15 protein-coding genes are annotated in these 15,424 nt (G+C 64.4%); 3 read left to right on the top strand and 12 right to left on the bottom strand.

Annotated features, from left to right (window positions below):
* Positions 1-8: 8 nt before the first annotated feature.
* The 5 genes from C8C98_RS18830 to C8C98_RS18810 all read right to left on the bottom strand — a co-directional run bounded on the left by C8C98_RS18830 (position 9) and on the right by C8C98_RS18810 (position 6,547).
* A complete protein-coding gene (locus C8C98_RS18830) occupies positions 9-1,610 on the bottom strand; it encodes an efflux RND transporter periplasmic adaptor subunit (RefSeq protein ID WP_370450422.1) in 1,602 nt (533 codons plus the stop codon).
* A gap of 8 nt (positions 1,611-1,618) precedes the next feature.
* Positions 1,619-2,878, bottom strand: coding sequence for a TolC family protein (locus tag C8C98_RS18825; protein WP_233574602.1), 1,260 nt, complete (start codon positions 2,876-2,878; stop codon positions 1,619-1,621).
* Between the two features lie 239 nt (positions 2,879-3,117).
* Positions 3,118-3,495 (bottom strand): cation efflux protein, CzcI family, encoded by a 378-nt coding sequence (czcI, locus tag C8C98_RS18820; RefSeq protein WP_121455516.1) that lies wholly within the window; start codon positions 3,493-3,495, stop codon positions 3,118-3,120.
* Between the two features lie 55 nt (positions 3,496-3,550).
* Positions 3,551-5,782: a cation-translocating P-type ATPase gene (locus C8C98_RS18815; RefSeq protein WP_121455515.1), complete on the bottom strand. Its 2,232-nt coding sequence runs from the start codon at positions 5,780-5,782 to the stop codon at positions 3,551-3,553.
* A 420-nt stretch (positions 5,783-6,202) separates the two neighbouring features.
* Positions 6,203-6,547 carry a DUF4148 domain-containing protein gene (locus C8C98_RS18810; RefSeq protein WP_147436415.1) on the bottom strand — a complete coding sequence of 115 codons (345 nt, stop codon included), beginning with the start codon at positions 6,545-6,547 and terminating at the stop codon, positions 6,203-6,205.
* A 375-nt stretch (positions 6,548-6,922) separates the two neighbouring features.
* Between C8C98_RS18810 and C8C98_RS18805 the strand changes: the two genes are divergently transcribed.
* Positions 6,923-8,104, top strand: a complete 1,182-nt coding sequence (locus C8C98_RS18805; protein WP_158600185.1) for an HPP family protein — start codon at positions 6,923-6,925, stop codon at positions 8,102-8,104.
* 51 nt (positions 8,105-8,155) lie between these two features.
* On the opposite strand, the gene C8C98_RS18800 is transcribed toward C8C98_RS18805, so the two are convergent.
* The 3 genes from C8C98_RS18800 to C8C98_RS18790 are packed head-to-tail and all read right to left on the bottom strand — an operon-like array spanning position 8,156 to position 10,646.
* Positions 8,156-8,707, bottom strand: a complete 552-nt coding sequence (locus C8C98_RS18800; protein ID WP_121455512.1) for a DUF3592 domain-containing protein — start codon at positions 8,705-8,707, stop codon at positions 8,156-8,158.
* A 23-nt stretch (positions 8,708-8,730) separates the two neighbouring features.
* Entirely contained in the window at positions 8,731-9,354 is a 624-nt protein-coding gene (locus C8C98_RS18795) for a DUF3592 domain-containing protein (RefSeq protein WP_121455511.1), read from the bottom strand.
* A gap of 38 nt (positions 9,355-9,392) precedes the next feature.
* Positions 9,393-10,646 (bottom strand): hypothetical protein, encoded by a 1,254-nt coding sequence (locus C8C98_RS18790; RefSeq protein ID WP_147436413.1) that lies wholly within the window; start codon positions 10,644-10,646, stop codon positions 9,393-9,395.
* 222 nt (positions 10,647-10,868) lie between these two features.
* On the opposite strand from C8C98_RS18790, the gene C8C98_RS18785 reads away from it, so the two are divergent.
* The gene (locus C8C98_RS18785; protein WP_121455509.1) at positions 10,869-11,357 is read left to right on the top strand and encodes an EVE domain-containing protein; all 489 of its coding nucleotides are present in this window, start codon (positions 10,869-10,871) and stop codon (positions 11,355-11,357) included.
* Between the two features lie 45 nt (positions 11,358-11,402).
* On the opposite strand, the gene C8C98_RS18780 is transcribed toward C8C98_RS18785, so the two are convergent.
* The 3 genes from C8C98_RS18780 to C8C98_RS18770 all read right to left on the bottom strand — a co-directional run bounded on the left by C8C98_RS18780 (position 11,403) and on the right by C8C98_RS18770 (position 13,513).
* The gene (locus tag C8C98_RS18780; protein ID WP_121455508.1) at positions 11,403-12,356 is read right to left on the bottom strand and encodes a class I SAM-dependent methyltransferase; all 954 of its coding nucleotides are present in this window, start codon (positions 12,354-12,356) and stop codon (positions 11,403-11,405) included.
* A gap of 123 nt (positions 12,357-12,479) precedes the next feature.
* A complete protein-coding gene (locus tag C8C98_RS18775) occupies positions 12,480-13,106 on the bottom strand; it encodes an NUDIX domain-containing protein (RefSeq protein ID WP_121455507.1) in 627 nt (208 codons plus the stop codon).
* Positions 13,103-13,513 (bottom strand): DUF4406 domain-containing protein, encoded by a 411-nt coding sequence (locus C8C98_RS18770; protein ID WP_121455506.1) that lies wholly within the window; start codon positions 13,511-13,513, stop codon positions 13,103-13,105. Before C8C98_RS18770 ends, C8C98_RS18775 begins: the two co-directional genes overlap by 4 nt.
* A 96-nt stretch (positions 13,514-13,609) precedes the next feature.
* Between C8C98_RS18770 and C8C98_RS18765 the strand changes: the two genes are divergently transcribed.
* A complete protein-coding gene (locus tag C8C98_RS18765; protein ID WP_121455505.1) occupies positions 13,610-14,371 on the top strand; it encodes a DeoR/GlpR family DNA-binding transcription regulator in 762 nt (253 codons plus the stop codon).
* On the opposite strand, the gene C8C98_RS18760 is transcribed toward C8C98_RS18765, so the two are convergent.
* A complete protein-coding gene (locus C8C98_RS18760; protein ID WP_121456386.1) occupies positions 14,372-15,274 on the bottom strand; it encodes a LysR family transcriptional regulator in 903 nt (300 codons plus the stop codon).
* Positions 15,275-15,424 lie beyond the last annotated feature (150 nt).

Raw genomic sequence — 15,424 nt, 5'->3', positions numbered from 1 at the left:
CTCCGAGGTCAGTGCGCGTGTTCTGCCGAGGCCTTGCCCAGCTCGGACTTCACGACAAAGCTGCCGGCCGCGGCATAGCGGGTGCCTGCCTGCAGGCCCTGCAGCACCTCTACCCGCTTGCCATCGCTGCGCCCCAGTTGCACGGGCTGGGCAATGAAGCCGCCCTGAACCTTGACGAAGACAGCGGTCTTTTCGCCCACGGTCTGCACAGCGTCAGCCGCAATGGTCACGGGTACCGATGCCACGTCGGACACCACATCCACGTTCACAAACAGGCCGGGACGCCAAGCCCCCTTGGGGTTGGCCAGCACCACGCGGGCCTTGGCGGTGCGGGTTTGCTCGCCAATCAGTGCCCCCACAAACGCCACCGTGCCGGTGGCAGACGCATCAAAGGCCGTGGCCTTGATGGTGACTTTTTCGCCCACCCGCACCTGTGGCAGGTCTTTGGCGGGCACGTTGATTTCAGCCCACACCTGGCCCAGGTCCGAGATGGTGAACACGGCTGCGTCTTCCTTGACCGACTCGCCCTGGCTCAGGTGCTTTTCGATCACGATGCCGTCAAAAGGGGCGCGCAGTTCAAGGCGGTTCAGGCCCGCGCCAGATGCCGTGGACAGCCCCAGCGCACTGAGCTTTTGGTGGGCGTTGGCCACGGCAACCTCGGACTCGTTCAGGGCTTGCTGGGCCTGCAGGTAGTCCTGCTCGGCAGAGACTTTCTGTTCCCAGAGCTTTTTCTCCCGGTCGTAGGTGGTTTGGGCCAGTGCCAGGCGCTTTCGGGCAGTCTGCAGTTCGCTGCGCTGCTCTGAGGCCGTGGGGCTGGCAAGGGTGGCCAGGATTTGGCCCTTTTTGACGACCTGCCCCAAATTGGCATTCACGTGCTCCACCACGCCCGCCAGGCGTGGCACTACATGGGATGTGCGGTCTTCGTTCAGGCGAATTTCGCCAGGCAGCACCAGTGCAGACTGAATGGTTGCGGCAGAGGCTGTGTCGATCGAAATGGCGGCCGCCTGGATCTGTGCATCGGTCAGCTCGACCTTGCCCTCCTCTTTGCTCATCACAAATTTCAAAGAGTCTTTGCCCCTGCGGGCCACCATCTCGATGTCAAATGCGTGGGGTTCCTCCACGACCTCGCGGCTGACCCACCCGCCCTTGTCCTGCACAAAGCTCAGGGCCTGCTTCTCGCCGCTGGGGCGCACGACCGTGGCGGCTACCGTGGCTGCGCTGAGTGCCAGCGGCTGGTCTTTGTCCAACAACCACAGGCGCAGCCGTGGCTCGCCGCCGTCTTCGGACAGCAGGGCCTCCAGGGTCAGGTCACCTTCCTTGAAAAGCTGGCCGCCGTGAGCGCCTTGGCTGGGGCTTTTCTCATGGTGCTCTCCGTCGGCATGGCCTTTTTCGTCCTCATGGTCTTTGCTGGCTGTTTCAGCATGGTGTTCTGGGTCGCTGTGGCCTTTGGCCTCGGCATGGGTGCCGTGCCCATGTCCATCGTCTGCGGCGGCTGCCGCTTTGGTCTTGCCGCCTTGCAGGATGACGGTGCCGGCCGCTGCCCCCACTGCCATGACGACGGCCATGGCGATCAGGTGCTTTTTGCTGATGCGTGATTGAAAGAGGTTCATGTGCGATGTCATTGCGAAGATGGGGTGAAGGCGGTGCGTAGGGCGTTGCCCAGAAGGCGGTCTATGTCGGCTGCGGCGCGGTGTGACTCCGCGAGGGCCTTGAGGTATTGCGACTTGGCGCTGAAGTAGGTGCGTTGCGCGTCCAGCACTTCCAGAAAGCTGAATTTGCCGTTCTCAAAGCCCACGGTGGCCGCGTCGTAGGCTGACTTGGCCCCTGGCAGTACGTCGGCCTGCAGCGTGCGCACTTCGGTGGTGATGGTGGACAAACGGTCGTGTGCTTGGCTCAGCTCACTGCCCAGGCGCACGGTGGCGGCCTGCAGTTCATCCCGGGCCTTGTCTTCCAGCTGGAGGGCTTCCAGGAGGTTGCCCTGGTTGCGATCGAACACGGGGATGGGCACCGACACACCCAGGAGCACCATGTTGCGCTGCGTCTCATTGCTGCGCTTGACGCCCGCGCTCAGGGTGATGTCCGGGGCCCGCTTGCTTTGCTCCACCGCTGTCAGGGCTTGGCGCCGCTCCACCTCTGCCCTGGCCAGCAAAATGGCGGGGGCCGATGCGGCCTGTAAATGCAGGGAAGCGAAGTCTGGCACCGGTGGCAAAGCATCGCCTGTACCCTGGAGCTGAAAGGCACTGGCCTGGGGTGCCCCCAGCAGGGCATACAAGCGGGTCTGTGCATTGCGTTCATCGCTGGCAGCCTGTGCCAGCTCCAGCCGAATGCCAGCTTCCGCCACCCGGGCTTTGGTCTCTTCCACGGGGGAGACCTTGCCGGCCGCAACGCGTTTGGCCACGGTGTCAGTGGCGGCCTTGGCCAGCGCTGCGCTGTCCTGGGACAGGGCCAGCCGCTCCTGTGCCGCCAGCGCATCCCAGTACGCGGTGGCTACGTTGGCGCGCACAGCAGCTTGCACGTCTGCGAGTTGGACCAAGGCTTGCTCGCGGGCCTTTTCTGCAGCCCTGGTGCGCGCGCTGCGCTTGCCCCCCAGCTCCAGCGGCACATTGAGCTGCCAGCTCTGGCTGCGCGTGGCAGAGCGCGTGTCTTCCAGTGCGTAGGCCAGCTCAGGGTTGGGCCGGGCGCCGCCCTGAATCACTTGCCCTTGCATAGCCTCCACCAAACGCTTGGCGGCTGCGACATCGGCATGGCTTGCCAGCGCAAGCTCTACGGCCTGGGGCAAGGTCAGCGCCGTGGCCGTGTGCGTGGCAAAGCGCTGGGGCAGTTGTGCCCCCCCTGCCCCTTCCTGGGCCATTGCCACCGGGGCTGTGGCCCACAACATGGCGCTTGCAAGGGCTGCAAGCGCAAAACTCTGTTGACCCTGGGCAAGCCCCTGGCCTTTATTTGCATGATTTCGCTTCAACATCCGATTCTCCAGTGAACTCAAAACACGAAGAAATCGGCGGGGTGGCCAGCGCCAGGCTGGCCGGACAGGCTCACTTTTTCAGATGCGGCACGCGCAAGAGCACCTGCCGCAGCAATGCGGCCAGGTCAGAAAGAAGGAAGGAGCAGCCCCGCCGATCAGGCGAGGCGCAGCCACTGAGGGCGCTCTGGCGGAATGGGGCTGAGCTGGGCCAAAGGCTCCACAGCAGGCCCCGCCCAGGCACTGCTGCGAGGAGGCCCAGGCTTGGCCTCTGGTTGGTGGACGAAACCCAAGCCAAGACCATGGCACATGCGGCAGTCGGGGTCGGGCTGGTCGATGCCTCTTTCCGTGCCTGTATCGCTGACCTTGGACGGGGCTTCAGCGCTGGCCGATGCATGCTGGTGCTCGTGGTGTCCCAGGTGCTGCACGGCAGGGGCCGCCGTGGTGCGCTCGTGCTGGCAGTAGGAAGCCACCGCAGCCCAGCTGAACTGGAGCGGTAGCAGCAACAACAGACAAGCGATGATCCAGCGGCTCATTTTTTCAGTTTAGCAAAGCCACATGGCGCCCCCACGGGGCGGTTGGGTAAGGCATTCAGCGCCCAGTGGCAACGCCGCGCAGCAAGCGCAGGCCATTGAGAACGACCAGCAGGCTGGCCCCCATGTCGGCAAACACCGCCATCCACATCGAGGCATTGCCAAACACCGCCATGGCCAAAAAGGCCCCTTTGATGCCGAGCGCAAACACGATGTTTTGCCACAGCACATTGCGCGTGCGGCGCGAGAGGCGGATGACCTCGGGGATGCGGCGCAGGTCGTCGTTCATGATGACGATGTCGGCCGCCTCCATGGCCGTGTCCGTGCCAGCGGCACCCATGGCAATGCCAATGTGCGCGCGCGCCAAAGCGGGGGCGTCGTTGATGCCATCGCCCACCATGGCGGTGGGGCCCAGGTCAACCTGCATGCGCTCGATGGCGGCGAGCTTGTCCTCGGGTAACAGGTTGCCTTGCGCCGTGTCGATGCCCGCTTGCTGGGCGATGGCCTGGGCTGTGGAAGGGTTGTCGCCCGTCAGCATGACCGAGGCCACGCCCAGCGCGTGCAGCTGCGCTATGGCCTCACGGGAGCTGTCCTTGATCGTGTCGGCCACGGCAAACAGCGCCAACACCTCATTTTCATTGGCCAGCAACGTCACCGTGCGGCCTTGTGCCTCGTGCACTGCCAGCAGCTTCTCCAGGGCCGCAGAGGATAGCCCCCGCTCTCGCACCAAACGGTGGTTACCAAGCCACAGCGTCTGGCCTTGCAGCTGCGCCAGCTTTGCCTCCACCCCTCGGCCCGGCAGGGCCTTGAAGTGGCTCACGCTGCCGGACCCGGCGGGCAAGCCCTGGGCGATGGCTTTGGAGACGGGGTGGTCGGAATGCCCGGCCAGGTCTGCGGCCCAGGCCAGCACGGCGGCTGTGGGTTGCTGGGTGCTCAGCACCTCTTGGGCGACGAGCTTGGGCCTGCCTTCCGTGATGGTGCCGGTCTTGTCCAGCGCGATGGCTTTGAGTTTGTAGGCGTCTTCCAGGTACACACCGCCCTTGATGAGGATGCCCCGGCGTGCGGCGGCGGCCAGGCCACTGACCACGGTGACAGGGGTGGCAATCACCAGTGCGCAGGGGCAGGCAATGACCAGCAGCACCAGCGCCTTGTACAGCGCCTGCGTCCAGGTGAAGTCCAGCAATACCGGGGTGAGCACGGCCACCAGCAAGGCCATGACAAACACGACGGGGGTGTACACCGCAGCGAACCGGTCCACAAACTGCTGAGTGGGGGCCCGTGAGCCTTGGGCCTGCTCCACCGACTGGATGATGCGTGCCAGGGTGGTGTTGTTGGCAGCCGCCGTCACGGTGATTTCGAGCGTGCCGGTTTCATTGATGGTGCCCGCAAACACCAGGTCGCCCTGGGCTTTGTCTACTTGAATGCTCTCTCCCGTGACGGGGGCTTGGTTGACGGCGCTGGTGCCGCTGGCCACCGCCCCATCGAGCGGGATGCGTGCGCCGGGCTTGACGCGCACGGTGGCCGCCACGGGCACGTCGGCTGCGGGCTGCGAAGCCCAGCTGCCGTCGCTCTGGCGCACCTCGGCGGTGTCTGGGGTCAGCGCCAGCAGGCTTTTGATGGCGTTGCGGGCGCGGTCCACCGCTCGGCCCTCAATCAATTCAGCGATGGCATACAAGGCCATCACCATGGCGGCTTCGGGCCACTGGCCAATGAGGAAGGCACCGGTGACCGCCACGGTCATCAGGGCGTTGATATTCAAACGCGCCTGCTTCAGGGCGGCCAAGCCCTTGCGGTAGGTGGAGAAACCCGCCAGCCCGATGGCGCCCGCCGCCAGTGCCATGCCCAGGCCTTTGAACACGGTGGTGTCGTGGGAGAAGAAAGACAGGGCCTCTGCCGCAATCGCCAAGCCCAGCGCCAGCACCATGCGCCACAGGCCTTCGGTGGCGCCATGGGCCTGCGTCCCTGCATCGTCTGTGCCAATGGGCTGCGGATCAAAGCCCGCCTTGCGGATGGCAGCCACAGCGGCCGGGATGGCATCGGCCGGTGCGTCAATCGTCAAAGTGCGTGCGCCCAACTGAAACCCCAAGCCGCGTATCCCGGGGATGGAGGCCAGCGCGCGCCGGATTTCGCTTTCTTCGGCAGCGCAGTCCATGGCGGCGATGCGAAACACCGTGCCTTGGGTGGCTTGCGCAGCCGGTGGTGCGTCGCCCGGCTGGGTGGGGGTGTCGTGGTGGTCGCCGCAGCAGCTGTGTGCAGTGGCGTGGGTGTGGAGGGCTTCAGTGGACTTCATGGTGTGCGTTGTATGCAGCCTATTGGAAACCTTGAAGTGACTTCAATGTCAAGGGGCTGAGGCGCATTCGGCTCGGGACTTTTGGACCCACGGCAAAACCAGGCGCAATGCACTTCAATAAGAATCGGGGCACCAAGGCCCAAACCAACGCCAGGAATGTCCTGCATAACCCTCGCGAGACGGTGGTAGTGCGGATAGGGATGGGTCGCAAGGCGCCTTTTGTTGCCAATAGCTGAGCTATTGGCAACAAAAGCAACGCAGCGAACCGCCCGAGGCCGCGCTGCCAAAGACCGCAGGGAGTTATGCAAGACATCCCCAGCGGCGGATTATGTTGTCCAGCCGGTGGCGCCTTTTTAAAGCCGTGGGGGCGTGGCATTGGAAAATCAGCCCAGCATAATCCCATGGAAAATCATGGATCGATTACTTTTCACCATCGATTGAGCTGGCATTGCTATTGCGCTGGCCTGGGCGCATGGCCTCTGCACGCACTTGTTCTCGGGTCAGCGTGCTGCCTTTGGCTTGGTCTCTTGTGTTTTGCAAGGCATTGCCACGCGACAGTGCAGCCAATGATCCATCGGCGCGGGACTTCTGCAGTTCCCTGATGACGTCTGAGCGTTCAAGCCCGCTGGGCTTCACGTGCCCCGGAAATTCTTTGTAACCCGCCTCCCCATCCACCAAGTGGTATTGGGTGTTGGCAAACGAAATACCTGGCACGGACAATGCCATTGCAATCAAAACGATATTCAAGTTTTTGGAGATAGGCATCAAGGCTTCCTTTCGATTTAAAACATGCCAACCGCGTTGGTTGGGCTGGCATGGTTTGAATGTTAGAAAACCAGGGCATTAATCTGCCAGACAGGTAGATTACGTTTTTGTCATGATGGGCATCGGGTCAAGCGGAGTTGGCAGCGTGTTCCAAGGACAGCATCCTATGGGCTAGTTGCATGGATGATTTCGTAGCCTAGCGGCCGTGTATTAAGCGCTACAAGCTATATATTTGATAGCAAATTGTCAAAAACCTGGGTAACCCCCAAACCGCGATGCCGTGGCCTGATCGCTAGGATGTGCGGCTGCACAGTTTGGGTGCAAATCTGCCGCCATAGACGGGCCATTCACGGCCTATGCCAGGGAACCTTTCACGTGCCCAAAAGAATCAGCGTCTGGTTTCACTCCAGGGTGCTCAGCAATACCCTGTCCTTATCGAGCAGCGAACGCTGGAAAGCCAGCCTGGGGGCACTGCTGTGCCTGGCAGCCTGCGGGCTGCTGCTGCGCAGCTTGCCGCTGGATGCGCACTGGCTGCTCGCCCCTGTGGGGGCCAGTGTGGTGATTTTGTTCGTGCAGTTTCACAGCCCGGTGGCGCAGCCGTGGCCGTTGCTGGGCAGCTACCTGGTTGCCACCCTGGTGGGGCTGGCCTGCTCGCACTGGGTGGCGCAGCCCGCGTGGGCCGCGGCCCTGGCGGTGGCTCTGTGCATTTGGCTCATGGCCCGGCTCAATTGCGTGCACCCGCCGGGGGGCGCGCTGGCTTTGTTGCTGGTGCTCAACGGGCCTTACACCCCCGCGCAAATGCTGGCTGTGGGCGAGCTGATTGGCATCAACGCTGTGGCCTTGCTGGTGGCCACCTTGCTGATCAACAGCTGGGTTTTGCGCCGCCGTTACCCGCACAGCAGCACACCGCCTGGCCCGGGCCACCGCACGCAAGACCGGACGCCCATAGAGCGCATGGGGCTGACCCACACCGACCTGGAGAGCGCCGTCAAAACGCTCAACACCTTTGTGGACGTGCAGGAAGACGAACTGGTCGAGATTTACAACCTGGCGGTTGACCATGCGTTTGGGCGCCATGTGGGGTTGACCTGCGCGGACATCATGTCGCGCGATGTCATCACCGCCCACTTTGACACCGACCTGGCCGTGGCCTGGCAGTTGCTGTGCAAGCACAAGATCAAGTCGTTGCCGGTGATCGACCGGTTTGACCGCCTGATCGGCATCGTGACGGTGGCAGATTTTCTGCGCCAGATCGATGCCCAGGCCACACCCAAAGACCTGGCAACACTGGTGCAGGCGCTGCTCAAGCGCACCCCGGGGCCTTATGCCGACAAGCCCGAGGTGGTGGGCCAGATCATGAGCCCGGAGGTTTTTACCGCCACGCCGCAAACACCGCTGTCTGAGCTGATTCGCCAGATCTCGCAGCGCGCCCTGCCCCATGTGCCGGTGATTGACGCGCGGCGCAAGGTGGTGGGCATGGTCACGCAGTCTGACCTGCTGGTGGCGCTGTACAAGAGCATCGCACTGGACCAGGCCAGCCAGTCGGCCAAGGCTTGAGCGCCGGGGCGGCCTACTGCTTGTAGTGACCCGACACCTCGCAGTGCCCGCTCAGGCGGTTGCAGGGTCGCGCAGCTTGCGCCACAGCGTGCGGGCCATCCAGAACACGATATTGCCTCCGAAAGCGCCAAACACCAGGGCCAGCCCCAACTGCAAGGCCAGTAGCCCGGGGCGCAGGCTGCGGTCCACGACCGACTCGTCGGGCTGCGCGGGGTTGACCCACACCAGCACTGGCTGGCCTGTGCGCTGGGCGCCTTGCAGCTTGTGCCCCAGTCGCTCTTGAAAGCTGCCGATGTTGTCTGCACGCGAGGTGATGGAGGCGCGGTTCCCGGTGTATTCCACCCCAGCCATCTGGTAGCGATAGCGGGTGGATACGCTGTAAGAGGTGCCCCCTTTGCTGGAGGTGTGGCTCTGGAGGGTGGCTGATTCCACCTGCGCAGACACGCTTTGCCACGTTTGCATGCGCGCCCAGTCGTACACCATGGGTGCGGTCATGAAGAGCAGGATGCCCAGGCCTGCGGCAGCAAATGGCACGGCGAACACGGCAAGCACGAGCAGCCCAAGCAGGGTTGGCTTTTTGTCGGCACCAGCGGGTCTTTTCATCAAAGGGGCTTTCTGTGGTGGGCTCAGGGCTCAGGGCTCAGTGTGTGTCGGGCGTTCGCTGCCTTGCGTTCCAGACGCAAGCTGCGCCAGGTGATTAGCAACACCCACCACATGCCCAGGCCGAAGCCCGTAAAGCCCAACGCCACCACCAGCTCCAGCGCCAACAAGTCCAGGCGCAGGCTGCGGTCGGCGATGGACTCGGAAGGCTGCGCAGGATGCACCCACACCTGCACCGGGTTGCCCGTGCGTTGCGCGGCCTCCAGCCTTTCACCCAGCTGCTGCTGGAACAGGCTCAGGTTTTCGTCGCCCGTGTGCAGCGAGGCTCGCTGCCCCCGGTACACCTGCCCATTGACTTCGTAGCGGTAGCGCACCTCCACTCCATAGGCCGCTCCACCGTGTTGCCCTGGATCGCGCACGGTGGTGGCAGACTCCACCACCGCTGGTGTGGCCTGCCACGACTGAGCACGCACCCAGTCCACCACTTTGGGGCCAACACCAAACAGCAGCATGCTCAGACCGATCACGACAAAGGGCAGCAAAAAGAGCGCTGCCAAGCTGAGTGTGAGCGGCGATGCCCCAGGCCCTGGGCGCCAGCGGCCTGCGCTGGTGGTGGGCTGAGGTGGGTGCGGTGTTGAGGTGCTAGGCATAAGGAGTTGTGAGAAGGTGCGCGGGTTTGGGCCCCACTTCAAGCCGATTGCGTGGGCAGCCCGGTGGCATCTGACAACGTCTGCAGCATTTGGTCGGCCACCGCTTTGCCGCCCAGGCTGTCGGCCACGGTGATGGATTTGCCACTTTTCAGCACGACCCGAATCCGGTACCACACGGTGTGCTCTGCACCGGATTGCGAGCTGTAGCTCTGCACGAGTTGCAACCCCCGCAAATCGCTGCGGGGCACGTGATGCCAGGCGAACATGAGGCCCAGCAGGCGCCGCTCGGTGCGCAGGCCCTGGCCATCCAGTTGCACGCGCAGGCTGTTGCACAGCGCAAAAAAGCCCCACAGCAGCATGGCCCCGCCCACGCCGCCAAACAGCACCAAAAACACCACAGGCGCCTGCATGCCCTTGGCCGCCATGCCAAAGCCAAAGAACACCCCGCCCATCACCAGCCACAGCAGGTTGTGGCGCCACAGGCGACCGTAGGGCTGGTACAGGCGCACGCCCCCGGCCACGCGTTCGAGGTCGCTCACGGCATTGAGATCGGCTTGGCGCTGCGCCAGCGCCTGCGGGTGGTCGGCCGCATCCTGGGCCAGCCAAGTGGATTCGGTGCGCGTGGCGTACACCGGCACCTCAAATCGGCGCGAGAACTTCAGCGCTGGGTCAGTGCTCGTGAGCAGCACCGTCCAGTGGTGCTCGCTATCGCCCACAGGGTCTTCCGACTGGGGCAGCCCTTCGGGCACATTCAGACGAAACGACACGCGGCTGCCCAACCCTTGTGGATGCACTTGCGCCACACCTTCCGTTTGCCAAACCATTTGCTCACGCGACTCGGTACTGTTGTCCCCCGCCGAGCGGGTCTGATAGTGGTACGCGCAGCGCAGCGTGACATCAAACCGCAGGTCGGCGCGATAGGCGACTGCAGGCAGATCAATGGCGGCCCCTACATGCCCGCCAATGGAGCCGGGAAACGGGTCCATCACCAAGCGCACGTCTCCGTGGCTGTGCGCGTCCCGTGTGGCGCGCACAGCGGCCGCGATCAAGCCGACGGCTACCAGCAACATGACACCGATGATCCAGACCACCGCCGTCTCGCCGCGAGCCAAAGCCTTGGGAATCTGCACATGGGCCAAGGGGGTGGAGATCAGGCTCCAGACCACGGCAAAGCCCCACAGGATGATGACCTCCCACCGCTTGTGTGAGCGGATGCGGTTGCTGGCCCATGCTTTGCGCAGCAGCCAGGGCCGATCTGGCTGCGAACCGGGTGTATCTTGCGATGGGCCCATCACGGTCCCCCCTCGTTTGGTGTTTTGTTTGGTGTTTTTGTGGTGCGGGCCGCGGTGTGGCAACGGCCCAGCGGTTGCGCTGGTGCGCCGCCGCTCTTGCCAAGCCCAGTCTAGCGCTCGACCCATTTTTAAAGTCAAAATGGCACATGGCGCTTATGGAATAAGCGCTGCGAGCTATCAAAAAAATAGCATTAAACCCAGGCGCCCCCTGACATCTGCGACATGACTATCTCCCCCCAGGCCTATGCGCCCCGCTACTGGCTCATGAAGTCCGAGCCCGAAGAGTGCTCCATCGACGACGCCCTGGCCGCCCCTGGCGCCACTGTGCCCTGGACGGGCGTGCGCAACTACCAGGCGCGCAACTTCATGCGCGATGGCATGCAGGTGGGTGACGGCGTGCTGTTCTACCACTCCAGCTGCCCTGAGCCCGGCATTGCAGGCATTGCCCGGGTGGCCAGCGGCACCCGGGCCGACCCCACGCAGTTCGACCCGGCGTCGCCCTACTTCGACCCCAAGTCGCCCGCCGACGCCCCCCGCTGGCTGCTGCTGGACGTGCAGGCCCTGCGCAAAACACGCCTCGTCAGCCTGGCAGCGCTGCGCAGCACCCCGGCGCTGGCCAGCATGCGGGTGCTGCAAAAGGGCAGCCGCTTGTCCATCACACCGGTGGAGCCTGACGAGTGGGAGGCCGTGGCGCAACTGCTGGCCCGCTGAGCGTTGCGGCGGGGCTGCACACGCTGTTGCTTCGCTGATGTCGTGTTACTCGGCCTGGTACACCAACACTTTCAGCGCCCTGCCCTCGTCCACGTCGGCAAACACGGCCGGGTTGGCCACGCGCTCGACAAACTTCAGCTCGGGCGCGAGTTCCTGCATCTGGTTTTGCAAAAAGTCCACGCCCAGCTCGGGCGCGTTCAGGCAGAGCAATGCGTGGCCGCCGGGGGCCAACAAGTCGGGCAGGCGGCGCATCAGGCGGGCATAGTCTTTGGTAGCCACAAAGCTGCCTTTTTGGTAGCTGGGCGGGTCCACAATGACGAGGCCGTAAGGCCCGCTGCGGGTGATCTTGCCCCAGCTGCTGAAGATGTCGTGCGCCAGAAAGCTTGCCCCGGTGGTGATGCCGTTGAGCTGGTGGTTCTGCTGGCCAATGCCCATGGCCCCGTGGCTCATGTCCACGTTGACTACCTGCTTGGCCCCGCCCTGCAGCGCCACCACCGAGAACGCGCAGGTGTAGGCAAACAGATTGAGCACCTTCAGCCCATAGCGGTCCTGTCTGCGGGCCTCGGCATAGTTGCGCACCCAGCGGCGGCCTTCGGCCATGTCCAGGAACAGGCCATGGTTCTGGCCGCGCAGCACATGGGTTTTGAAGCGCGCACCGCCCTCCGTCACGGTGTGCGGGTCAGGCACCTCTCCTTGCATCAGCCGCGTTTCGGTGCGGCCCTGGGTGCGCAAGGCTTCGTTGCGGCACTGAAACACCCAGTTCAGCGGCTGCCCAGGCGCGATGGCCCCCCAGCGCTCAGCCAGCGCAGCGCCGATGGCCGCCAGTTGCCCTTCGGTTGCGTCGTCCGCAGGCAAAAAGCTGGTGAGCACAAAGACGGGCGGGTAGGCGTCCAGCGTCCACTGCTCGCAGCCTGGGTAGCGGCCCCCACGGCCATGGAAGATGCGCTGGGCGTCGGTGGGGAGGTGCATCTGGGCGATGGCGTCGAGCAGGGCTTGCATTCGGTGTGGTTTCGGCTGTGGGTGGCGTGGGTTTCTCAATACGCTGCAGCCGTTTCAAGGCCCGTACGGCAAAGGCTGCGGGTGCTTGTCACGATCAGCGCAGGGATTTGAGGGGCCTGAAGCTTACTTGCTCTTGCCCCCTTGCAAGGCCTCCAGCGCTACATGCTGCAGCAGCATGATGGTTTTGCCGTCCTCAATGGTGCCCGCACGGATGCCCGCCAGCGCTTCGCTCAGCGCCATTTCGACGACTTCGATGTCTTCGCCTTCACTCGCCAATCCGCCGCCCGCTTGAACACGGTCTGCAACTTCGTAGTCGGCCACAAAGAAGTGCAGCTTTTCGGTGACAGAGCCCGGGCTCATGTAGGCCTCAAACACCTTGCGGGGGGCGCGGATGCGGTAGCCGGTTTCTTCTTCGGCTTCGCGGCGGATGCAGGTTTCCGGGTCGTCGCCATCGAGCAGGCCAGCGCAGGCTTCCAGCAGATGGCCATCGGCGCAGCCGTTGAGGAACGCTGGCAGCCGGAACTGCCGCGTGAGCACCACCGTGCCGCGCCGTGGATTGAACAGCAGCAGCGTGGCGCCGTTGCCCCGGTCGTAGGCCTCACGGCTCAGGCGCTGCCACTGGCCGTCGCGGCGTTGCAACTCGAACGTGACCTTGCGCAGCACATACCAGTCGTTCGACAGCAACTGCACGTCCAGCAGGCGCACATGCTCAGCCTGGGCGTTGATCGGTGCGGGTGAGGGGCGGCTCATGCGGCAATCCCTTGGTGGCTCGCCGCCCGCACCGGCAATTCGTCGATGTGGTGGTACACCGGCAGGCCCCGCATTTGCGCCCGGGCCACGTCCATGTCCGCGCCCTGCGATGCGCCGGGCAGGCGCAACACGGCATCGCAGCGCGCCAGCAGCCGCTCGGCCACCGGGTACTGGTAGGCGTGGAACACTGCATCGCCGGGCTCCCGCCCACCCGCCGCATGGACGATGGGCAACGCCAGCCATTCGCCCAACAACGGAAGATGGCCGCGCTCGTAGATGGGCAGTGCCGCAGCCTCCAGCCGGGCACGGTTGGCTGCGATTTTGGTCGGGTCGCCGTCGGTGCCCGACAGGTAGGGGCCGGCAATCAGGACCAGCAGTGGGCAATCGGGTGCATCGGTGTCAGGCATTGGGTTGTCAAAAGATTGATTCGTGCAATATCATGCACTTTCAATTAAATTCGTGCAATCACATTTCCGCGCCCCACCGTTCTGACAAACCACGCCATGCTCACCACCCAGCGCAAGCAACTCATCCTCCAGCGCCTTCAGCAGGAGGGCCAGATCGTGGCCAAGGCATTCAGCGAAGAGCTGGGCATCTCAGAAGACACGGTGCGGCGCGATCTGCGCGAGCTGGCCGCTGAAGGCCAGCTGCAGCGCGTGCACGGTGGTGCGCTGCCCGCTTCTGCCGCCATCGGTGATATGCAGGTGCGCGCTGCTTTGGCCCCCGACGAAAAAAGGGCCCTGGGCCGCGCTGGCGCAGCGCTGGTGCAACCAGGCCAGGTGGTGATCCTGGACGGAGGCACCACGTCACTGCAAGTGGTGCAGCACCTGCCGCTTACCCTGCGCGCCACGGTGGTCACCCACAGCCCCACCATTGCGGTAGCACTGGCTGGCCATGCGCAGATCGAGGTGCTGATGCTGGGCGGCCGCCTGTTTCGCCATTCGATGGTGAACGTGGGCGCCAGTGTGGTGGAAGCCGCCGCCCGGCTGCGCGCAGACCTGTACCTGATGGGCGTGACCGGCGTGCACTCCACAGCGGGCTTGACCACGGGCGATTTTGAAGAGGCCGCCGTCAAACGGGCACTGCACGAGCGCGCAGCCGAGACCGTGGTACTGGCCTCTGCAGACAAGCTGGGCGCGGCGTCGCCCTTCACGATTGCCCCCCTCAGCGAACTTGCGGCGCTGGTGGTGCCCGCCTCCACCCCAGCCGCCTTGCGCAAGAAGCTTCAGGCGGACGGCGTGAAGGTCAGCACCGCCACAGCCTGATCAGCTTGCAGACGCCGCGCTCTGGCGCAAATGGGCCACCAGCGCCTGTGCAAAGCCGGACAACACCGCGCCCTTGCGCACGCAAATCTGCAGGTCGCGCTGCGCCCAGGGCTCGTTCATCTCCAGCACCACGGGCGGCTCGCTCAAGCCTGCCACCTGCAAGGCGGCACCCCGTGGCACAAGGCCAATGCCCACACCCGCCCCGACCATGCGGCACACGGCCTCAAAACTGCGCACCTGGATGCGTACATCGAGGTGGCGCCCCAGTGCCGCTGCGGCGTTCATCGTGAAAGTGTGGATGGCTGAGCCCGCGTGCAACATGACAAACGCATGGTCGATCACCTCGGCAAACCCCACGTGCGAGCGCCCTGCCAGCCCATGGCCTGCAGGCACGATGAGCACCAGGCGGTCCTGCCGGTACGGAACCAGCTCCACCCCCACGCCCGAGCCGCTGTCTGCCAGCACGCCCACCTCGATCTCCCCACCGGCCACCGCCACCACAATTTCTGCGCTGGTGCGCTCCTCCAGCGTCACGCTCACCTGCGGGTGGTGCTTCAAAAAACCGGCCAGGTCGCCCGGCAAAAAGGTATGCGTGGCGTGCGTGTTGGCCCACAGGCTGACATGGCCGCGAATGCCCGATGCAAACGGCTGCAGGTTGGCGTGCATTTGCTCGATGCGCGCAAACACCTCGCGGGCATTGCGCAGCAGGGTCTCGCCCGCAGGCGTGAGGGCCAGGCCCCGGGTCTGGCGCTCAAACAGCGGCGTGTTCAGGGCCTCTTCCAGCCGCCGCAGCCGGTGGCTGGCCGACGAGGGGGCCAGGCAGGCGCGCGCGGCGCCGCGCGTGAGGTTGCGCTCTTCGGCCATGGCTACAAACAGGCGCAAATCCACAAGGTCGTAGTTCACAAACGGGCTCCTGGCGGGGGGTGACGGCGGCATGCAGCGTTCGTTTTTAACGAACGCATGCTTGGGGAATGGGCAATTGTGCCGTCAGTGCGCCTATAGGATCATTGCCCATCGTTGAATCCTTGCCACGGTAAGCGTTCGCCCTGTTCG

Origin of the sequence: Acidovorax sp. 106, assembly GCF_003663825.1 — a bacterium.
Taxonomy (GTDB): domain Bacteria; phylum Pseudomonadota; class Gammaproteobacteria; order Burkholderiales; family Burkholderiaceae_C; genus Acidovorax.
This window is presented reverse-complemented; position numbering and strand designations above follow the sequence as displayed.

Bases quoted from the DNA above. Each gene is read 5' to 3' on its own strand.
- C8C98_RS18830 (WP_370450422.1), bottom strand. From the start codon at position 1,610: ATGAACCTCTTTCAATCACGCATCAGCAAAAAGCACCTGATCGCCATG.
- C8C98_RS18825 (WP_233574602.1), bottom strand. From the start codon at position 2,878: ATGTTGTGGGCCACAGCCCCGGTGGCAATGGCCCAGGAAGGGGCAGGG.
- czcI (WP_121455516.1), bottom strand. From the start codon at position 3,495: ATGAGCCGCTGGATCATCGCTTGTCTGTTGTTGCTGCTACCGCTCCAG.
- C8C98_RS18815 (WP_121455515.1), bottom strand. From the start codon at position 5,782: ATGAAGTCCACTGAAGCCCTCCACACCCACGCCACTGCACACAGCTGC.
- C8C98_RS18810 (WP_147436415.1), bottom strand. From the start codon at position 6,547: ATGCCTATCTCCAAAAACTTGAATATCGTTTTGATTGCAATGGCATTG.
- C8C98_RS18800 (WP_121455512.1), bottom strand. From the start codon at position 8,707: ATGAAAAGACCCGCTGGTGCCGACAAAAAGCCAACCCTGCTTGGGCTG.
- C8C98_RS18795 (WP_121455511.1), bottom strand. From the start codon at position 9,354: ATGCCTAGCACCTCAACACCGCACCCACCTCAGCCCACCACCAGCGCA.
- C8C98_RS18790 (WP_147436413.1), bottom strand. From the start codon at position 10,646: ATGGGCCCATCGCAAGATACACCCGGTTCGCAGCCAGATCGGCCCTGG.
- C8C98_RS18785 (WP_121455509.1), top strand. From the start codon at position 10,869: ATGACTATCTCCCCCCAGGCCTATGCGCCCCGCTACTGGCTCATGAAG.
- C8C98_RS18780 (WP_121455508.1), bottom strand. From the start codon at position 12,356: ATGCAAGCCCTGCTCGACGCCATCGCCCAGATGCACCTCCCCACCGAC.
- C8C98_RS18775 (WP_121455507.1), bottom strand. From the start codon at position 13,106: ATGAGCCGCCCCTCACCCGCACCGATCAACGCCCAGGCTGAGCATGTG.
- C8C98_RS18770 (WP_121455506.1), bottom strand. From the start codon at position 13,513: ATGCCTGACACCGATGCACCCGATTGCCCACTGCTGGTCCTGATTGCC.
- C8C98_RS18765 (WP_121455505.1), top strand. From the start codon at position 13,610: ATGCTCACCACCCAGCGCAAGCAACTCATCCTCCAGCGCCTTCAGCAG.